Genomic DNA, 14,202 nt, shown 5'->3' on the forward strand with positions numbered 1-14,202 from the left:
TCCTCTACGCGGTCTGGTAGTCCAGCGCCTTCGCGGCTTTCGGAGACAAAAAAGCCGCGATCTCCGCCGAGAGCTGGAACAGGTCAGCCGGGTCGAGCCCGTCGATCTCAGGACGCGTCAGCGGAGGCACGGTGATGCGCGGCAGGACGGTCTGTGCCGCGCCGACGTCCATGCGCACCAGGTCGAAGAGGGACACGCCGCGCAGCTCGCCGGCGGTGGGCTTGCGCAGCTCGACCTCGGAGATATCCTGGCTGCCGCGCTTGATGGGTTGGTCGAGGGTGACGGTGGTGGTGGTCATGGTCGGTCAGGGAATCAGATGGACAGGGCAGCGCGGACTTCGGCCAGGCGGTCGATCCCGCCGATGTTCTCGATCATGTTGACGAAGTCGATCTCGATGAGCAGCTCGCCGTCGAGCGTGAGCTTGTAGTAGCTCAGGGCCGTCTTGATCTTGACCTCGGTGTTTTCGCCGGCCTTGGCCTTGCCTGGGTCGATCTCGGTGTGGCGGCCACGGACGACGACCTCCAGCGTCTGGGGGCGCTCCATGTCGTCAGCCTGCATGGCACCGTTGAAGCGCAGCAGCACGCCGTCGACCTTCAGCGTGCCGAACTGAGTGAAGACCTCGCGCAGGTAGCCCGCGGCGGTCCATTCCATCTCCATGCCTTCCATTCCGCCGTCGAGCTTGATGGGGCCGTTCATGCCGCCGCCGCGATAGTCCTCGGTCTTGCGGCTGAGTTTGGGCAGGTTCACTTCCGGGATCTCGCCCATGTAGCGGACGCCGTCGTTGAAGAGGATGAAGTTCTTGAGTCTGCGAGGCAGGGCCATGGCTTAGATCTGCAGGGGAAGAGGAGGGCGCCGCCGGCGTCCGCCGGCAGCGAGGTGGCGTCAGGCGTTGACGCGCGCGGCGAAGTCCGCGAAGTACTTGTCCGTGATGCGCTGGCGGAAGGTGAGGTCTTCCACCGGCGGGATCGGCGTGTAGTCGTAGTCGATGATCAGCTTGCCGGACTTGAGCGAGGAGGAGGAATTGGCCTCCTCGTCGTACCAGGCCTTGCCATCGAGGATGTAGCCGAAGTTCTTCAGCTCGCGGAACTTGGCGTTCACGCCTTCGAGGATGTCCTTGACCAGCGACGGGTGCAGCGGCTTGTCCACGGCCCAGAAGTGCGCCTCGGCGATCGAGTCGGCCAGGACCTGCGCGGTGCGCGTGGCGCTCTCGAAGGCGAACAGCGGGTCATCGCTGCAGGTGCGCGAACCCCAGAAGCGATAGCCCTGGGCGTTGATGAGCGCGGTGACCTCGTTCTCGTTGAGCAGGCCGGCGTCGGTCGCGGACTCCTGCAGGTCCCAGTAGATGTCGCGCGACAAGCCGGTCACACCGTTGATCGGCAGGTTGGACAGCGTCTTGTGCCAGCCGACCTCTTGGTCGATCTTGGCGCGCAGGCCCAGGGCGTAGGCCACCGGCGACATGCTCACCGTCGCGTTGGTCGTGGTGTCCCAGCGCGTGAACTCGGGGTGCAGCAGCATCAGCTCGCGCGCTCCGAAGTTGTCCCTGTAGGTGATCGCCTCGGCGATCGTCTCGGCGCCGGCGGTGCTGGCGTAGGCGAAGGCGCGCAGCTTCTGCGCGATCGCGACCAGCGCGGTCGTCACCTCCTCGGAGTCGTACTCGGGGACGCCGAGGATGCGCGGCTTCACGCCGAGCTGGGTCTGAGCCGCGAGCAGCGCCTTCATGCCCGTGTACTGGCCGGAGGGCAGCGTCGTGCCGATGATCTTGCTGACCTGGTCAGCGGCCTTCGCTTCAGCGGTCTCGCCGACGCCGTCGGCGACGCGCACGACGACGATGATGGGCGAGGTCTGCTGGCTGATGGCGTCGAGGGCCGCGGCGAGCGTGCCCTTCGTGCCTGCCTTGCCGATGGCGGAGTTGACGTTGGTGACCAGCGCGGGCTTGTCCAGCGGGAACGTCGCCGCGTCAGCGTCGGGGCCAGTGGCCACGAGACCGATGATGGCGGTGGAGATGGATCGGATCGGACGGACGCCCTCGTTGATCTCGATGACGCGTACGCCGTGGTGATAGGAGTCGATTGCCATGGGGCTCCTTGGGAAGAAGGGGGGAGCCCGCACCGGGACGAAACCCTGACGTGCTGGCGGCTCCGAGAAGGAGCCGCCAATGTGCGCGTGGCCTCGCACGAAGTCACTTGATGTGGGGTCTATCGGAAGTGTGCAAACCCCTTGTCAAAAATCTACTTGCCGGGATGGCGACGGCTGTGCTCAAAGCGGTGGCCCTTCTACCCGTGATGCACGCTAGTCACACAGGATGAAATGCAGAAAAAAGCGCGATCGCTGCTAATCGGGACACGATTGAATCGAGTACAGATCGCCCGAAGAGCTGATGACTGTTGAAATAGATCCGGACGAAACTCCATTACGGTCTATCACACCGATCGCCTCCAGACGTTCCGCAATACCTTCTGCCCGAATTTGCTTAGTCTCTATGCGGCAAGGGCCGCGCTTAGCGTCGCAGTTCGTCCGCTGGGAGGACATCATGGACTCGCTAACGCGTTGCAGTGCTGCCTGGAAGTCAGCGCCCAGCTTCTGGCGAAAGATCAGGCGACCGCATGCGCCCTCGGTGATCTTGTAGCGCTTGCTTATCGTGACCAACGGGAACGGCGGTATGCAGGCACCCCTGCGGGGCAACGTGTCGCAGTCGTAGTTGTACTCGAGGCGCTCCACAGTCCCCGGTAGCGTGTCGCAGATCTCCGCACTCCAATCTCTAAGGACGAACGCAACGGACGCTCCGCGTGATGGCGTGACGACGCTTTGACCTTGTTTATCCGGCACCGATTCCCGCCTCAGGACGAGAAGCCCTTCGTCTTCGACAGTTCCCGTGATCAAGGCTGTGCGAAATTTTTCGCCTCTGACGAAGTTATGGTGCTTCGGTTTTGGTGCTTCGAACGTGACGGCTGAGCAAGACGCCACCTTGACGGAGACCCACCGCGGACCCTCTGGACGAATGACATCGGCCCAAGCTGGCGAGTGGAGGAGCGTGCTCGCCAGCAGGGTGCAACAGACGGCATGAAGTGGTGATCGTGTTGATTTAAGGAGCTTGCCGCGAGCGCAGTTCTTGATTCCCATAGATTGCCTCGACATTCGATTGAAGGCGACTACAACGACTGCGAAGCATAGTCCGAACGGCGCCTTCGTCGGAACGTTGGCTGGCGGCTGTTCCTCTTTCATCCAGGCAGACGTTCAGAAGAGACCACCCGCAGTTGACGCATCCCAGTTCGTTATGACCAACTCGCCAGCTGTGGGGCGCTGCTCCACAGCGCGGCCATTTCCCACGGAATACCGGATCTCCAGCCCTTCCATCCAGAAGCCTTCGAAACAGCGCCGGATTTCGGGATGGTCGTTAATGCTGACCATGACTCTGCCCTTCGCGCTGCGCATGAGCTCGGCCATACGCTCGTAGTTGTCGAAAGTCCAGTCGGTACCGTAGCCCTCGGTCTCCCAATACGGAGGATCCGCATAAATGAAGGTGTGAGCGCGGTCATACCGCTGCATCACGTCGAGCCAGGGCAAGTTCTCGATGTACGTCCCGGCCAGGCGCAGATGGGCCGCGCTGAGCTGCTCCTCGATGCGACAGAGGTTGATGGCCGGCGCAGTCGTCGCGGTGCCAAAGCTCTGACCCGCGACACGGCCTCCGAAGGCATGGTGCTGCAAGTAGTAGAACCGTGCGGCGCGCTGGATGTCGGTGAGCGTCTCCGGGCGCGTGAGCTGCTGCCACTTGAAGACTTCGCGGCTGGAGAGGGCCCATTTGAACTGGCGGACGAACTCCTCGAGGTGGTGCTGGACGACCCGGTAGAGGTTTACCAGCTCGCCGTTGATGTCGTTGAGGACCTCGGTCTTCGCTGGCATCGGCCGGAGGAAGTAGAGCGCGGCCCCGCCGCAGAAGGCCTCGACGTAGCAGTCGTGCTGCGGGAAGAGGGGGATCAGGCGGTCTGCCAGGCGACGCTTGCCGCCGAGCCACGGAACGATGGGGGAGGGTTGATACATCGGAAGGAAAACGGGCGCCGCGAGGGCGCCCGACTACTGCTGGGAACGGGATGGACTAGAGGCCGCCGGTGCCGCACGCGAGGGCGATCAGGCCCCCGATGACGGTCGCTGCGGCGTCGACCAGGTCGGGCGTGTGTTTGGCGCGATGGTGGAGGTCGTAGGCTTCCTTGGCGCATGCAGCGATAACCACGACCGCGCAGGCCGCGATCGCGGCCTCGACGGCGGCGGCACCAAGGACCAGCACGACCCCGCGCGCGATCGCGAACAGCACGACGCCGGCAAAGGCATGCAGCGCTTTGTCATGGGGGATGAGCGTGGCGATGCTCACAACTCGACCACCTCGGGCTCATTGCCCTCGGCGCACCAGGTCTGGAAGGCCTGGTAATCGCCGTTGTTCTCATCGGCAGGAATGAAGGCGCCGTCCGTCTCGCGCTTGATGGACTCGATGCTGTCGTCGGGGTGCTTGAGGATCGTGTACATGGTCAGAGTTCCGCGTTGAGGGAGTAATCGAAGGCGTAGGCGCGACCGGCGGTGAAGAGGTTGAGGCCGATCATGCGAGGGGTGCCGTGCGCGGGCGCGCTGGCGCTGGTGAAGGTCACGTTCGCGCCGCCAGTCCAGTCGGAAACGGTGCCAGGGGCTCGACCGCCCGTCGCGGACTTCACGATCACAGTCGGGTTGGCACGCATGACCACCGGCGGCGTCGGCGTCATGGAGAAGCACCAGTTGTTGTTCGGCGAAACGCCGTAGGCGCCAGCGCCGCTCTGGTCAGATTGGGCGATCGTCTCGAATGCGTCCGTCTGGTAGTAGTAGCGCTGACACAGCGCCAGCTCCGTCGTGATCGGCCGGAACTCGAACGGCGTGTCTTCGTTGCCCTTCTCGAACTGGCAGCCGCTGAGCTGCCAGGTGCTGATCTGCTCGATGAGGTTGACGTCGCCTGGGGTGCGGAATGCCCGTCCGACTGCCCAGACGTTCTTGTTGTTGCTGATGAAGTTCGCGCCGCTGCCGAGGTTCCAGTCGAGGCGAACACCGACACCCGTGCCCGCGCGCTGCCAGGTGCCGGTCTTGGGTGCCGGCAGGGCGATGACCTTGCGCTCCCACGTGTTCGCGGCGTTGACCGTGTAGTTCGCGAGGTACTGGGTGTCGGTGGCCGTGGGGCCGGAGGACAGTGCCACCGTGTAGGTGCCAGGGACCGTCGATTTGACCCAGAAGGTGAGGCAGGTCGGCACCGCGTCATCCGTCCCGAACGCGAAGTCCGTGACGTTGGACGCCTCGATCAGCGTGGTCATCGTCCCGATCTTGTCGGCGGCGGGCGCCTCGGCGGTGGTGACGGCGACCTTGATCGAGTGGCTGAAGCCCGAGGGCGCGTCGCCGTAGACCTGCTGGAAGCTCACGATCCCGGTGGGCATCTGGCTCCAGTTCGAACGGAAGCGATCTGCCGCGAAGACGGAGACGCCGCCCGTGAAGCTCAGCGCCGCCTGGACGGCGCCGGCCTTGCGCTGGTCGATGCGCATGTCGCCGTTGATGATGCGGTTCTTGAAGGCTGCGGTGCGCAGGGACGCCTTCAACTTCAGGTCAGCGGTCGCCGCGGCGACCGCCGCGTCGATCTTCCCGATCTTGTTGACGACCTCGGTCGTGAGGGCGCCGGTCGAGGTGACCAGGTCGGCGACTTGCTGTTCCAAACTCATTTCAGGGCTCCGGAGAGGTAGGGTTTCAGGGTGATGCGCTGAAGGTCGACGACGGACCTTGCCAGCGTGGCGAACTCGCCGGCCATCGACAGATTGAGGTCGCCGCTCGCCTCGATGACGATCGAGCCGGCAGGGATGCCGGACAGCGCCAGGTCAAAGCCCAGCAGCAGGTCGGTGCCGGCGGCCTTGTAGGCCAGGGGCTTTTGCGGGTCGCTCCAGACGGCGAGGAAGGTGCCGTCGCTGAGCACGAAGCCCACCTCTCGGACCCAGAACTCGCTCGGGCCGTCTGCCTTCGCGGCGACGTGGAACTGGCGCGGCCCGACGACCTTGCCGCCAGCGATGGGGAACCGGGCTCGCTCGCTGCGGAGGCCGAGCTGGCTCTGCACTGGCGTGTAAGCCGCATCGCCCAGGGCGATTTGAGAGATCTTCCCGGAGAGACCGTCGCCGGTCAGCAGCAGTAGCGCCGCCAGGCCGACCTCCAGGGTGGTGGTCACGAGGGTGGTCATCAAGACTCCATGCTTGCGCGAACGATGGACACGACCCGTGCAGCGGTCGCGACGCGCAGGGGTTGGGACATGGGCGAGGGCTGCACCGGCAGGGCGTCGACGGCGGCGCGCGCGATCGCGGTGGTGGTCACCGCCGAGCCGAAGCGCACGCCACCGTCGAACCTGGCGCCGACGTTGAGCTGGTAATGGCTGCGCTCGTTCTTCACCGCGTCGACCATGCGGCGGATCCGGGCGTACAGCTCGAGGTTGATCAGGCCGTCATCGCCGGCGGTCGGGTTGTTGCCGGCCCAGACGGTGAGCGTGAACGTGTAGGGCGCGCCGCCGGTCTGCTGCCACTCCGCTAGGTCGATCGAGGCGCCGATCGCGTCCAGCACCCGCCGGATCGCGCCGGCGGTGCCCTTGCGCTGGTGGATCGCCACGGAGTCGCGCACGAGCGCGCGCCTGGCCTGCTCCGTGAGGGCCTCTTGCCAGCCATCCGTGGACGAGCCCCAAGCGAGCCAGGGAAGGAATGCCGCCGGGATCCTGCTGGAGTCGCCGAGGGTGCGCAGTGGGGCCGCATCAATGGCTGGCGCCGAGACCGCTGCGGCAGCGCGCTCCAGGCGTGTCGCGGAGGGCGGCAGCAGCGAGGGGATCGTGCCGAGGGTCATGCCTGGGCAGGCGTAACGGTCACGCCGGTGCAGTTCGGGTAGTGGCGCAGATCGCAGACGACGTCGACTGGCGGCTGGTCGAGCAGGACGCGGCGCACGCCGGGCGCTTGCAGGGCCGCGAACAGCACCGATCGGGGCATCAGGCCGCCGAGCTTGCGACCTGCCGCGATCGCGTCCTGCAGACGCTGGTTGGCGTTGGCGAGCACCACGGTGTGGTCCGGGCCGTCGTCGAACTCCAGCACGGCGTTGACCAGGTAGTCGGACGGCACGCCGCTGAGCACGCGGGGGGCGGTCCGTCAGCGGTCGCACTTCGTCCGCCGACAGCGCCGCCTGGGTCGTGCCCACGAGCTCATCGACGGGGATGGTGGCGGTCGACGTCGCCAGCACCGCCACGGTCACGTCACCGGGCAGCGGGTCGACCAGGCCGGCGGCGTAGCTGCAGGTCAGAACGATGGCGCCGGCGGGCAGCATCGCTCGGACTTCGGCGCCGACGTCGACCGCCTCGAAGGTGGGCGAGTCGATCGAGGCGTCGGAGATCTGCGCGTGGGCCGACAGGGCGTGGAAGTGGTACGCGCCGCGGCTTCCGGCAACGGTCAGGCCCTCCAGCGCCATCTGGCAGCGGTAGCGAAGCCGATCGTCGCTCTCGTACACCGCCTCGATGGGCGGAACGGCATCGGGGTCCGCCGGCGACAGCAGCAGCCGCGTGATGCCGTAGTCGGCGGCGCGGTTGTCCAGGTCCGTCTTCTGGGCGTAAGCCAGCAGCGAGGCCTTGGCGGCTTCGTTGACGCGCTGCCGCCAGAGCAGCTCTCGGTAGACGTTCTCCTCGAGGAGCTTGGTCAGGGGCTCGGACTCGAGGCTGAGGACCTGCGCCAGGTCGGCGCGCTGGTCATCGGGCATCAGCTCGAGGAAGGCGCTCTTGCGCGCGGCCAGCAGCGTCTCGAAGTCCAGGGCCTCGACGATGGCGGGGGCGGGTAGTTGGGCGAGGTCGATCACAGGGCGGCCCTAAGTTGAAGCGGGAGCACAAGCGCGAGGGCCTGTCGCTGGCCCTGCAGCGGCTGGTAGACGCCCTCCAGCTCGACAACGACCTGGCCGGGGCGATCGCCGTGCGACAGGCGGATCCGGCTGACCTTGAGGCGTGGCTCCCAGCGCATGAGCGCGCCGGCGGTCGCCGCGAAGATGCGCACGCGGGTGGCGCCGTTGTCCGGTTGATCGACCAGCTCGGGCAGCAGGCTCCCGTACGTGCGCCGCGCGATGCGGCTGCCGATGGGCGTGGTGAGGATGTCCGCCACGCTCTGGCGCAGGTGATCGACACCGTCGATCGCGCGGCCCGTTCGTTGGTTCAGGCCATTCATGCGACGGGCATCCCGGAGCGGTCCTCGCCTGTCCGCACCTTGTCGTGACTGTGCTGGGTCAGGCTGATGTTCTCGACGACGATGTCGGGCGATCCCTTCACGCCGGCGGGGCCGATTGTGAGCGACGCGGCGCCGACCTTGAGCGTGATGCTGGCGCCGGCCTCGATGACGATGGACTGGGCGGCCTTGATCGTCATGGAGCCGCCGGCGGAGGCAGCGACGCCGCCTTCCGCCTTCAGCGTCAGGTCGCCGCTGGCCGTGCTGGTGATGTTGCCCTCGGCGATCGCCACGATGTCGCCGACGCACTTGACCAGGTGGCGATGCGCGGAATGGTCGTACTCGAGGAGCGTTCCGTCGGGGTACAGCGTTGCTTCGGTGTTGGCCCGGTTGTCGTTGGCGGGGTGGTCGTCGCTGTAGAGGCCGACGAGCGCAAAGCCATTGGCAAGGTCACCGCCTGGCGAGAAGAGCAGGCACTGCTCACCGACCGACGGCGGGCTCCATTCGCGGACGACGCCGGCGCGGCGCGCGAATGCGCGAACCCAGGACGACAGCAGTCCGCCCGTGCGAACGCGGACGAGCGCTGCCTCGTGGTCGACCTGCTCGATGGTGCCGGCGCGCAGGAGGTTTTCGAGGCGGCGGATGACATCGCTGATGTCCGGAGAATCCATGCCGCTCATCTTGCCGACATGCCTCGCGCGAGGCACGTGCTGCGGGGTCTGCCCGCAGTGAGCAAGCCCCCGGGCGGACTACACGTTGTCGAGCAGCGCCGCACTCGCTCGTTGCAAGGCAGTCGAGTGAGGTCGCAGGAGTGCTGCAACGCTTGCTGCGGAGATATGACCTGGCGCTGCGTCAAGCAGCTCAAGAAGAGCGGCGATACCGTCGTCGGCCAAGCTGATCGCCAAGGCGATCTCCGCGACCGGTTGATTCACTGCGGCACCGATCTGACGAATGCCGTTCCCTGACGTTTTTCTTTGGATGTCCATACTGCTTTCCTCTAGCTGATGGCTCGAAGTCAGTGCACGCATGAACTGCCCTGAGATCGGGCCGAATGGCGCGCGACTTCCCAAGGGGCCGCTCTGGGGCGGTTGACGATGGGACGTACTGCGCGGGCGCCATTCTGGGAAGTTCCGCGCGCTCCGCTTAACGCGCTCTTAATGCCCCTCAGGGCCGATCAGAAGCCAGCATGCGCAGGATCCGATCGCGGATTCCTTCACGGTCGGTGGAGGTCAGCCCCAACAGTCGGCGCGCCGCGTACTGCACTTCCGGGACCGTCTGGGCGGACGCGATCGCGCAAACCGAGCTGGTGCACCGATGCGATCCGCGCCACGCGACCAGCGAAGCCGACGCTCGCCTCGTCGGGCGAGGCCTCGATGCGGAGGTGGGCCGCTGTTCTGATCTTCGCGAACATGGCACCTCGCCGGATCTTGCCCTTGCGATCGCGCAGCGTGGCCTTGCGCGCCTCGAATCGCGAGCCATCTGGGTTCAGCTGAGCGGCGATGCGCTGCTGCTGTTGGCGGCGCAAATCTCGGCGCCAGGTCGCGCGCCAGGCGCCGGCGTGCCGACGGGCTGACGTTGGCCAGCAGCGGCACCAGCCAGTCGTCCAGGGCGCGAAGATCCTCGGTCATGCCAGGTAGTCCCAGCTCGCGAGCAGCTCATCGCCGAGGAAGAACTCCCAGCGTTCGCCGACGGGCATCGCGCCGACATGCGCGGGCTCGCCGACGTGCCTGACGTCAAAGCCTGTCGTCCCCTCGCGCGGCTTGACCAGCACACGCTCGGTGAGGTCGACCTCGATGGAGAGGTCCACGGTCTTGGCGTTGAGGAACTCCACCTCGAAGCGCAGCGCCTTCTCCCGCAGCTCTGCGTTCTCGGCGATCTCGGACTGGTGGATGCGCAGCCAGGCCAGCAGCGGCACCATGACCGCGTCCGCGTGCTCCGCGTAATCCAGCAGGACCAGGTTGAGCGTGTAGCGGTACTCGAAGGACAGCATCCCGGCGGCGGTGCTCACCAGTTTGCCCTCCTTCACGAACAGGCTGAGCTTGTCGGGGTCGCGCTTGAGCGCCGGGACGGCCCTGGAGAGGTGATCGCGCAGGCTATTGGGCTTGAGCATGGGTGATCCCGTCGCGCAGCGCGTTCAGGTGCTGGCGGACGTCGTTGTAGCGGTCGATGCAGGCGTTGAGCTGGACGATGGCGGCATTGCCGTCGGCGGCGATGGCTGCAAGATCTTCAGCAGCCGCAGGCGCAAGTTCGGCTCGCGTTTCGTGCCCATCTCCGGCGGCAGCGGCGCGATCTCCGGCCAGGCCGGCGCCACAAGCCGCACCGGTGGTGGCGACGATAGGGACTGACAGCCGGACAGCGCCAGCGCGCAGGTCAGCCACCAGGCGGTCGTGTTGCTTTTTCTCATCGATCAGCGTCCGTTTCAGGGATTCGGTGGCGGCGGCGGAGCGGACCAGCAGCTCGGCCTCGCTGCGGCGGTAGCGCGCGTTGGCGGCTTGCATGGCGGCGATGTGTTGGGCGGAGACCTGGCGCTCGCGCAGCTCGGCGGCGAGCTGCTCCCGGGCGCCGCCCAGGGCCTGGCCCTGCAGCGAGCCCAGCCAGAATGCCAGGAGCGTGGCCACGAGGAGCAGGCCCGCGCCGTAGAGGCGCTTCATTGGGCCGCCATGCACTGTTGGTGCCGGCGCTGCTGGCGCGTCCACACTCCAGCGCAAGTCCGGTTCCCGGGCGTGGCGCAGTCGAACCGCCAACGAGTCGGCCGGCCGGCGGCGTCTCGTCGCGTGACCTCCCAGCCGTCGTGCGGTGTCGACGACGTCATGAACCGGTACTGCAGCAGCGCATCGCAGGCCTGGTCGTAGCGCAGGGCGCGCAGGTTCTCCACGATCGGCGAGGCGCACAGCGTAGGCATGCCGTACTGGTAGGCGAAGTCCAGGTACACATCGAACTCCGCCTGGTGCAGCGGCACGTCGACGCAGCGCCGAAAGCCGGCCTCCGCCGTCTGCATGTAGGCCAGCGAGCGCTGCAAGGCCTCGACGGGCGTCGTGCGATCGCCGAGCTTCACCGGCGTGCCGTCGAGCTGCCTGGTGCTGCCGAAGCCGTTCGTCGGGACGTCGCCCTTCACGGGCACCGTGGCGACCTCGGCATAGTTCTCGCTGACCGCCAGGTTCACCAGGGCCACAGCGCTGAGCGTGAGCGCCCCGATCGCGATGCGGGCACGGCTCACGATTCCACCTCGACGGCGCGCGTGCTGACCGGGCGGCCCGTGAGGCTGCGCATGCGGCGGCCCCATTCGGTTTCCTCGCGCCACCACTTGCGCAGCAAGTAGGCGGCCTGCAGAACGCCCAGGATCAGTGCGATCCACTGCGCCAGGGTGAGCGAGGTGATGAGCGCCCAGGCGCTGGTCGGCGTCGCGACGATGGCCTGCACGGCGATGTCCTTGAACTCCTGCTTGATGGTCACGGTCAGGTCCAGAGCTGCACCATGGGACGGGTGCTGGGTTGTGGAATGGGGAGGTCGACGAGCAAGCCGACCGGGAGCACCGGGCCGTGGTCGGCCAGGCCAGGGTTGAGAAGCAGCGTCTGGGCGACGACGCCCTCCGTGCGCCCGAGGTGGCGCCAGCACAGCGCGTCGACCGTGTCGCCCTGGAGCGTGCGCACGCGCATCAGATCAATTCCACCGTCGTCTGGCGCCGGCCATGGATGGCCGAGATCGCCCAGCGGCGATCACGCCGCAGGCCGTCGACGCGCAGCTCGAGCTTCTCAGCGGCCTTGTCGCCCGCGCCCGTGGTGTCGAAGTCCCGGTACAGCTCGATCAGGTCGGCCTGCACCGTCGCATAGACGGCGCGGCGGTAGCGCTGCAGCTGCACGCTCTCGCCGTCCAGCGTGGGCGCCGGGACTTCGGGCAGGCCGGTGTAGCCGGCAAAGGTCTGCGCTTCCTTGAACCCGGCCAGCTCGGCGTTGACGCTGGCGATCGCCCCCCAACGTCGCCTCGCGCAGTCGCTCGGACGTCACCGTGCCGTCGAACCGGCAAGCGGCGCGCAGATGCACCAGGTCCACGTCGGGGAACCAGCCGTCGTTCTTCAGCGAGGGCTCGTCGACGGCTGCGGGCAGGGGCGGGGTACCGAGGAAGCTCATGACAGGGGAGGACGAATAAGGTCGGCGGTGGTCGGGCGTCACGCGTCGAGACCGAGGTCCTTGGCGATCAGCCCGAGCCGCCGGGGTTCCGGGGTCCGGAAGCGGTCAGGCGCTCAGCTCGCCGGCGGTTTTCAGCCGGCGTTCCAGGCGCTCAATGTCTTTCTTGACGCCGACCTGGTCGAACAGCTCCAGGGCGCGGCGGCAGTGCTGCAGGGCGAGCTTGGCGGCGTCGACGGGGACGGTGCCCACGTCGACCTCGCTGGCGCCCGAGCGGCCCATGTACGCGTAGCCCAGCGCCTTGTGGACCTTGGCCCGCGCCTGATCGGGCGTGTCGGCATCCTGCGTGAGGTCGAGCACCGTCTGCATGTATTCGATGCACTCGGCCACGGTCAGCTTGCCGGCGAGTGCCGCGCCGCCGATCTCGTCGAGCAGCACCGTCGGCAGGTTGCGGTCGTACTGGTCGGGCATGGACAGACCGTGCTCAACGGCGTAACGGGCGACGTAGAGCGCGTCGCCGATTTGGCCGACGTCGATGAGCCAGACCAGGACCGTCATGAGCACCTGGTCCTGCGCGCCGCGGCCTTCCTCGACCGCCGCTTGGACCCAGTCCTTATAGACGGGAAGGAACGCGCGTTTGGCCTCGATCTTCCGTTCCAGCGACTGGATGCCCTTGAGCTGCCGGCGGTGCTCCACGAGCTGGGCCTGCATCAGCTCGTAGGCCTCGCCGACGACTTCGCCGCCGGCGGGCGACGAGGCGAAGGCCTGCGCGGCCAGCACGCGGGCACGGTGCGCCCGGGCAGGGCTCATGCGCGTGCTCACGCGCCCACCTCCTCGAGCTGGATGTTCTCCAGCAGCGCCGCCAGGCCGTGGTCCTCGACCACAAAGGCGTCGTTGGAGGATTCGTAGTTCTCGATGCGATCGCGCTTGGGGTTGTCCTCCAGCCGGCGGCGCCGGGCGCTCTCCTGCCAGTAGATCGACAGGTTGTCGAAGCGCGTGATCAGGAGGGCATTGGCCGGGAAGAAGGCACCGTCGCCGCCGGCAGGCCGCCCACGCGCCTCTGCGACAGCACGACGTCCGCAGCCAGGATCTCGGTGGGCGCCTTGTCGCTGTTCACGATGGGGAACAGCTTGTCGTGCATCAGGTCCCGACCCAGGATGGCGACCAGGCCCGGATCCTCCTGGAACCACGGATCCAGCAGCTGCCGAGCGTCGTAGACGGCGGCGTCCAGGTTCTCGTAGTCGGCGTCCTGGTCGCCACCGATCTTGATGGGTGCGTCCTTGCCCATGACGCGGGCCGGTGCATCGACACGCATGTGTTCGAGCCAGCCGATGTTGACGTCCTGCAGCAGCGGGTTGGCGACCGGGTCGGTATCCGCCGCGACCGAGGTGCCGTTGAACCCGATCATGATCCGGTCCAGCGCCTGGCGCTGCACGATCAGGTCGCGGATCATGTTCTGGAACTCCGGGAACTTGGCCCAGGCGTCCAGCTTGGCGTAGCCGACGTGCGTGTCGAAGTTGGTCTTCTCGCACTTGTAGCTGCGCGCGTCGACGCCTGTCAGGTCGCGCGTCTGGCGGTCCTTCTGGGTGGTGTTGGTGCGGCTCGCCACCGGGCCGGAAATGCCCAGGCCAAGCTTCTCGCCCTGCATCTCGGCCACGCCGATGATGTTGACGCGCTTGAGGAAGTCGGAGGTGTCCTGGATCTTCTTCTCCAGCGTCTGCTGGACGGACGGGGCCACGGCGAACGAGTGCGCCGCGCTGGCGACCGAGCTGAGGGCGGCGACGCGCGCCAGGTAGGAGTTGAAGGCGATACGGGTGTCGTTGCGCATGAGGGTCCTAGTTGCGATTCGGGGT

General features: G+C 66.9%; 20 protein-coding genes and 2 pseudogenes. All 22 read right to left on the reverse strand.

The features are described 5' to 3' along the window. Positions 1–4 precede the first annotated feature (4 nt). The 22 genes and pseudogenes from ACFJIX_RS18830 to ACFJIX_RS18935 all read right to left on the reverse strand — a co-directional run bounded on the left by ACFJIX_RS18830 (position 5) and on the right by ACFJIX_RS18935 (position 14,177). Positions 5–298 (reverse strand): phage tail assembly protein, encoded by a 294-nt coding sequence (locus tag ACFJIX_RS18830; protein ID WP_377153649.1) that lies wholly within the window; start codon positions 296–298, stop codon positions 5–7. A 14-nt stretch (positions 299–312) separates the two neighbouring features. Further along, entirely contained in the window at positions 313–822 is a 510-nt protein-coding gene (locus ACFJIX_RS18835) for a phage major tail tube protein (protein ID WP_377153652.1), read from the reverse strand. Between the two features lie 60 nt (positions 823–882). Next, on the reverse strand, positions 883–2,070 hold the full coding sequence (locus ACFJIX_RS18840; protein WP_377161853.1) for a phage tail sheath protein: 1,188 nt from the start codon (positions 2,068–2,070) through the stop codon (positions 883–885). 1,164 nt (positions 2,071–3,234) lie between these two features. Then, positions 3,235–4,038 carry a DNA adenine methylase gene (locus tag ACFJIX_RS18845; RefSeq protein WP_377153655.1) on the reverse strand — a complete coding sequence of 268 codons (804 nt, stop codon included), beginning with the start codon at positions 4,036–4,038 and terminating at the stop codon, positions 3,235–3,237. 55 nt (positions 4,039–4,093) lie between these two features. Then, positions 4,094–4,366 carry a hypothetical protein gene (locus ACFJIX_RS18850; RefSeq protein ID WP_377153657.1) on the reverse strand — a complete coding sequence of 91 codons (273 nt, stop codon included), beginning with the start codon at positions 4,364–4,366 and terminating at the stop codon, positions 4,094–4,096. Further along, positions 4,363–4,518, reverse strand: a complete 156-nt coding sequence (locus ACFJIX_RS18855) for a hypothetical protein (protein WP_377153659.1) — start codon at positions 4,516–4,518, stop codon at positions 4,363–4,365. Before ACFJIX_RS18855 ends, ACFJIX_RS18850 begins: the two co-directional genes overlap by 4 nt. Positions 4,519–4,520: 2 nt before the next feature. Next, positions 4,521–5,723 (reverse strand): hypothetical protein, encoded by a 1,203-nt coding sequence (locus tag ACFJIX_RS18860; RefSeq protein WP_377153661.1) that lies wholly within the window; start codon positions 5,721–5,723, stop codon positions 4,521–4,523. Next, positions 5,720–6,229 carry a phage tail protein gene (locus ACFJIX_RS18865; RefSeq protein WP_377153664.1) on the reverse strand — a complete coding sequence of 170 codons (510 nt, stop codon included), beginning with the start codon at positions 6,227–6,229 and terminating at the stop codon, positions 5,720–5,722. The genes ACFJIX_RS18860 and ACFJIX_RS18865 overlap by 4 nt, the downstream gene beginning before the upstream one ends. Then, positions 6,229–7,869: a phage tail protein I gene (locus ACFJIX_RS18870; protein WP_377153667.1), complete on the reverse strand. Its 1,641-nt coding sequence runs from the start codon at positions 7,867–7,869 to the stop codon at positions 6,229–6,231. Before ACFJIX_RS18870 ends, ACFJIX_RS18865 begins: the two co-directional genes overlap by 1 nt. Further along, complete coding sequence (locus ACFJIX_RS18875; protein ID WP_377153670.1) at positions 7,866–8,228, reverse strand: GPW/gp25 family protein; 363 nt, start codon at positions 8,226–8,228, stop codon at positions 7,866–7,868. The genes ACFJIX_RS18870 and ACFJIX_RS18875 overlap by 4 nt, the downstream gene beginning before the upstream one ends. Beyond that, positions 8,225–8,896, reverse strand: coding sequence for a phage baseplate assembly protein V (locus ACFJIX_RS18880; RefSeq protein WP_377153672.1), 672 nt, complete (start codon positions 8,894–8,896; stop codon positions 8,225–8,227). Before ACFJIX_RS18880 ends, ACFJIX_RS18875 begins: the two co-directional genes overlap by 4 nt. 78 nt (positions 8,897–8,974) lie before the next feature. Further along, entirely contained in the window at positions 8,975–9,211 is a 237-nt protein-coding gene (locus tag ACFJIX_RS18885; RefSeq protein WP_377153675.1) for a hypothetical protein, read from the reverse strand. 227 nt (positions 9,212–9,438) lie between these two features. Continuing rightward, on the reverse strand, positions 9,439–9,750 hold the full coding sequence (locus ACFJIX_RS18890) for a phage virion morphogenesis protein (RefSeq protein ID WP_377153678.1): 312 nt from the start codon (positions 9,748–9,750) through the stop codon (positions 9,439–9,441). Positions 9,751–9,849: 99 nt separating this feature from the next. Continuing rightward, positions 9,850–10,335 (reverse strand): phage tail protein, encoded by a 486-nt coding sequence (locus tag ACFJIX_RS18895; RefSeq protein ID WP_377153681.1) that lies wholly within the window; start codon positions 10,333–10,335, stop codon positions 9,850–9,852. Next, complete coding sequence (locus ACFJIX_RS18900) at positions 10,319–10,876, reverse strand: lysis system i-spanin subunit Rz (protein WP_377153684.1); 558 nt, start codon at positions 10,874–10,876, stop codon at positions 10,319–10,321. Before ACFJIX_RS18900 ends, ACFJIX_RS18895 begins: the two co-directional genes overlap by 17 nt. Continuing rightward, positions 10,873–11,442: a glycoside hydrolase family protein gene (locus tag ACFJIX_RS18905; protein ID WP_377153687.1), complete on the reverse strand. Its 570-nt coding sequence runs from the start codon at positions 11,440–11,442 to the stop codon at positions 10,873–10,875. Before ACFJIX_RS18905 ends, ACFJIX_RS18900 begins: the two co-directional genes overlap by 4 nt. Continuing rightward, on the reverse strand, positions 11,439–11,678 hold the full coding sequence (locus tag ACFJIX_RS18910) for a hypothetical protein (RefSeq protein ID WP_377153690.1): 240 nt from the start codon (positions 11,676–11,678) through the stop codon (positions 11,439–11,441). The genes ACFJIX_RS18905 and ACFJIX_RS18910 overlap by 4 nt, the downstream gene beginning before the upstream one ends. Positions 11,679–11,680: 2 nt before the next feature. Next, positions 11,681–11,881, reverse strand: coding sequence for a tail protein X (locus tag ACFJIX_RS18915; RefSeq protein WP_377153693.1), 201 nt, complete (start codon positions 11,879–11,881; stop codon positions 11,681–11,683). Beyond that, positions 11,881–12,189: a head completion/stabilization protein gene (locus ACFJIX_RS18920; RefSeq protein WP_377161854.1), complete on the reverse strand. Its 309-nt coding sequence runs from the start codon at positions 12,187–12,189 to the stop codon at positions 11,881–11,883. Before ACFJIX_RS18920 ends, ACFJIX_RS18915 begins: the two co-directional genes overlap by 1 nt. A 55-nt stretch (positions 12,190–12,244) precedes the next feature. Continuing rightward, positions 12,245–12,352, reverse strand: a pseudogene (locus ACFJIX_RS18925) (hypothetical protein); the annotation flags it as partial. Between the two features lie 105 nt (positions 12,353–12,457). Beyond that, positions 12,458–13,171 (reverse strand): phage terminase small subunit, encoded by a 714-nt coding sequence (gpM, locus tag ACFJIX_RS18930; RefSeq protein ID WP_377153696.1) that lies wholly within the window; start codon positions 13,169–13,171, stop codon positions 12,458–12,460. Further along, positions 13,168–14,177 (reverse strand): annotated as a pseudogene (locus tag ACFJIX_RS18935) (phage major capsid protein, P2 family). Before ACFJIX_RS18935 ends, gpM begins: the two are co-directional and overlap by 4 nt. Between the last annotated feature and the right edge of the window lie 25 nt (positions 14,178–14,202).

This window comes from Roseateles sp. UC29_93, assembly GCF_042695725.1.
GTDB classification, from domain to species: Bacteria; Pseudomonadota; Gammaproteobacteria; order Burkholderiales; family Burkholderiaceae_C; genus Roseateles; species Roseateles noduli_A.

What these genes read in the sequence shown, in the direction of transcription:
- ACFJIX_RS18830 (WP_377153649.1), bottom strand. Translation starts at nt 298, where the DNA reads ATGACCACCACCACCGTCACCCTCGACCAACCCATCAAGCGCGGCAGC.
- ACFJIX_RS18835 (WP_377153652.1), bottom strand. Translation starts at nt 822, where the DNA reads ATGGCCCTGCCTCGCAGACTCAAGAACTTCATCCTCTTCAACGACGGC.
- ACFJIX_RS18845 (WP_377153655.1), bottom strand. Translation starts at nt 4,038, where the DNA reads ATGTATCAACCCTCCCCCATCGTTCCGTGGCTCGGCGGCAAGCGTCGC.
- ACFJIX_RS18855 (WP_377153659.1), bottom strand. Translation starts at nt 4,518, where the DNA reads ATGTACACGATCCTCAAGCACCCCGACGACAGCATCGAGTCCATCAAG.
- ACFJIX_RS18860 (WP_377153661.1), bottom strand. Translation starts at nt 5,723, where the DNA reads ATGAGTTTGGAACAGCAAGTCGCCGACCTGGTCACCTCGACCGGCGCC.
- ACFJIX_RS18865 (WP_377153664.1), bottom strand. Translation starts at nt 6,229, where the DNA reads ATGACCACCCTCGTGACCACCACCCTGGAGGTCGGCCTGGCGGCGCTA.
- ACFJIX_RS18875 (WP_377153670.1), bottom strand. Translation starts at nt 8,228, where the DNA reads ATGAATGGCCTGAACCAACGAACGGGCCGCGCGATCGACGGTGTCGAT.
- ACFJIX_RS18880 (WP_377153672.1), bottom strand. Translation starts at nt 8,896, where the DNA reads ATGGATTCTCCGGACATCAGCGATGTCATCCGCCGCCTCGAAAACCTC.
- ACFJIX_RS18885 (WP_377153675.1), bottom strand. Translation starts at nt 9,211, where the DNA reads ATGGACATCCAAAGAAAAACGTCAGGGAACGGCATTCGTCAGATCGGT.
- ACFJIX_RS18895 (WP_377153681.1), bottom strand. Translation starts at nt 10,335, where the DNA reads ATGCTCAAGCCCAATAGCCTGCGCGATCACCTCTCCAGGGCCGTCCCG.
- ACFJIX_RS18900 (WP_377153684.1), bottom strand. Translation starts at nt 10,876, where the DNA reads ATGAAGCGCCTCTACGGCGCGGGCCTGCTCCTCGTGGCCACGCTCCTG.
- ACFJIX_RS18915 (WP_377153693.1), bottom strand. Translation starts at nt 11,881, where the DNA reads ATGCGCGTGCGCACGCTCCAGGGCGACACGGTCGACGCGCTGTGCTGG.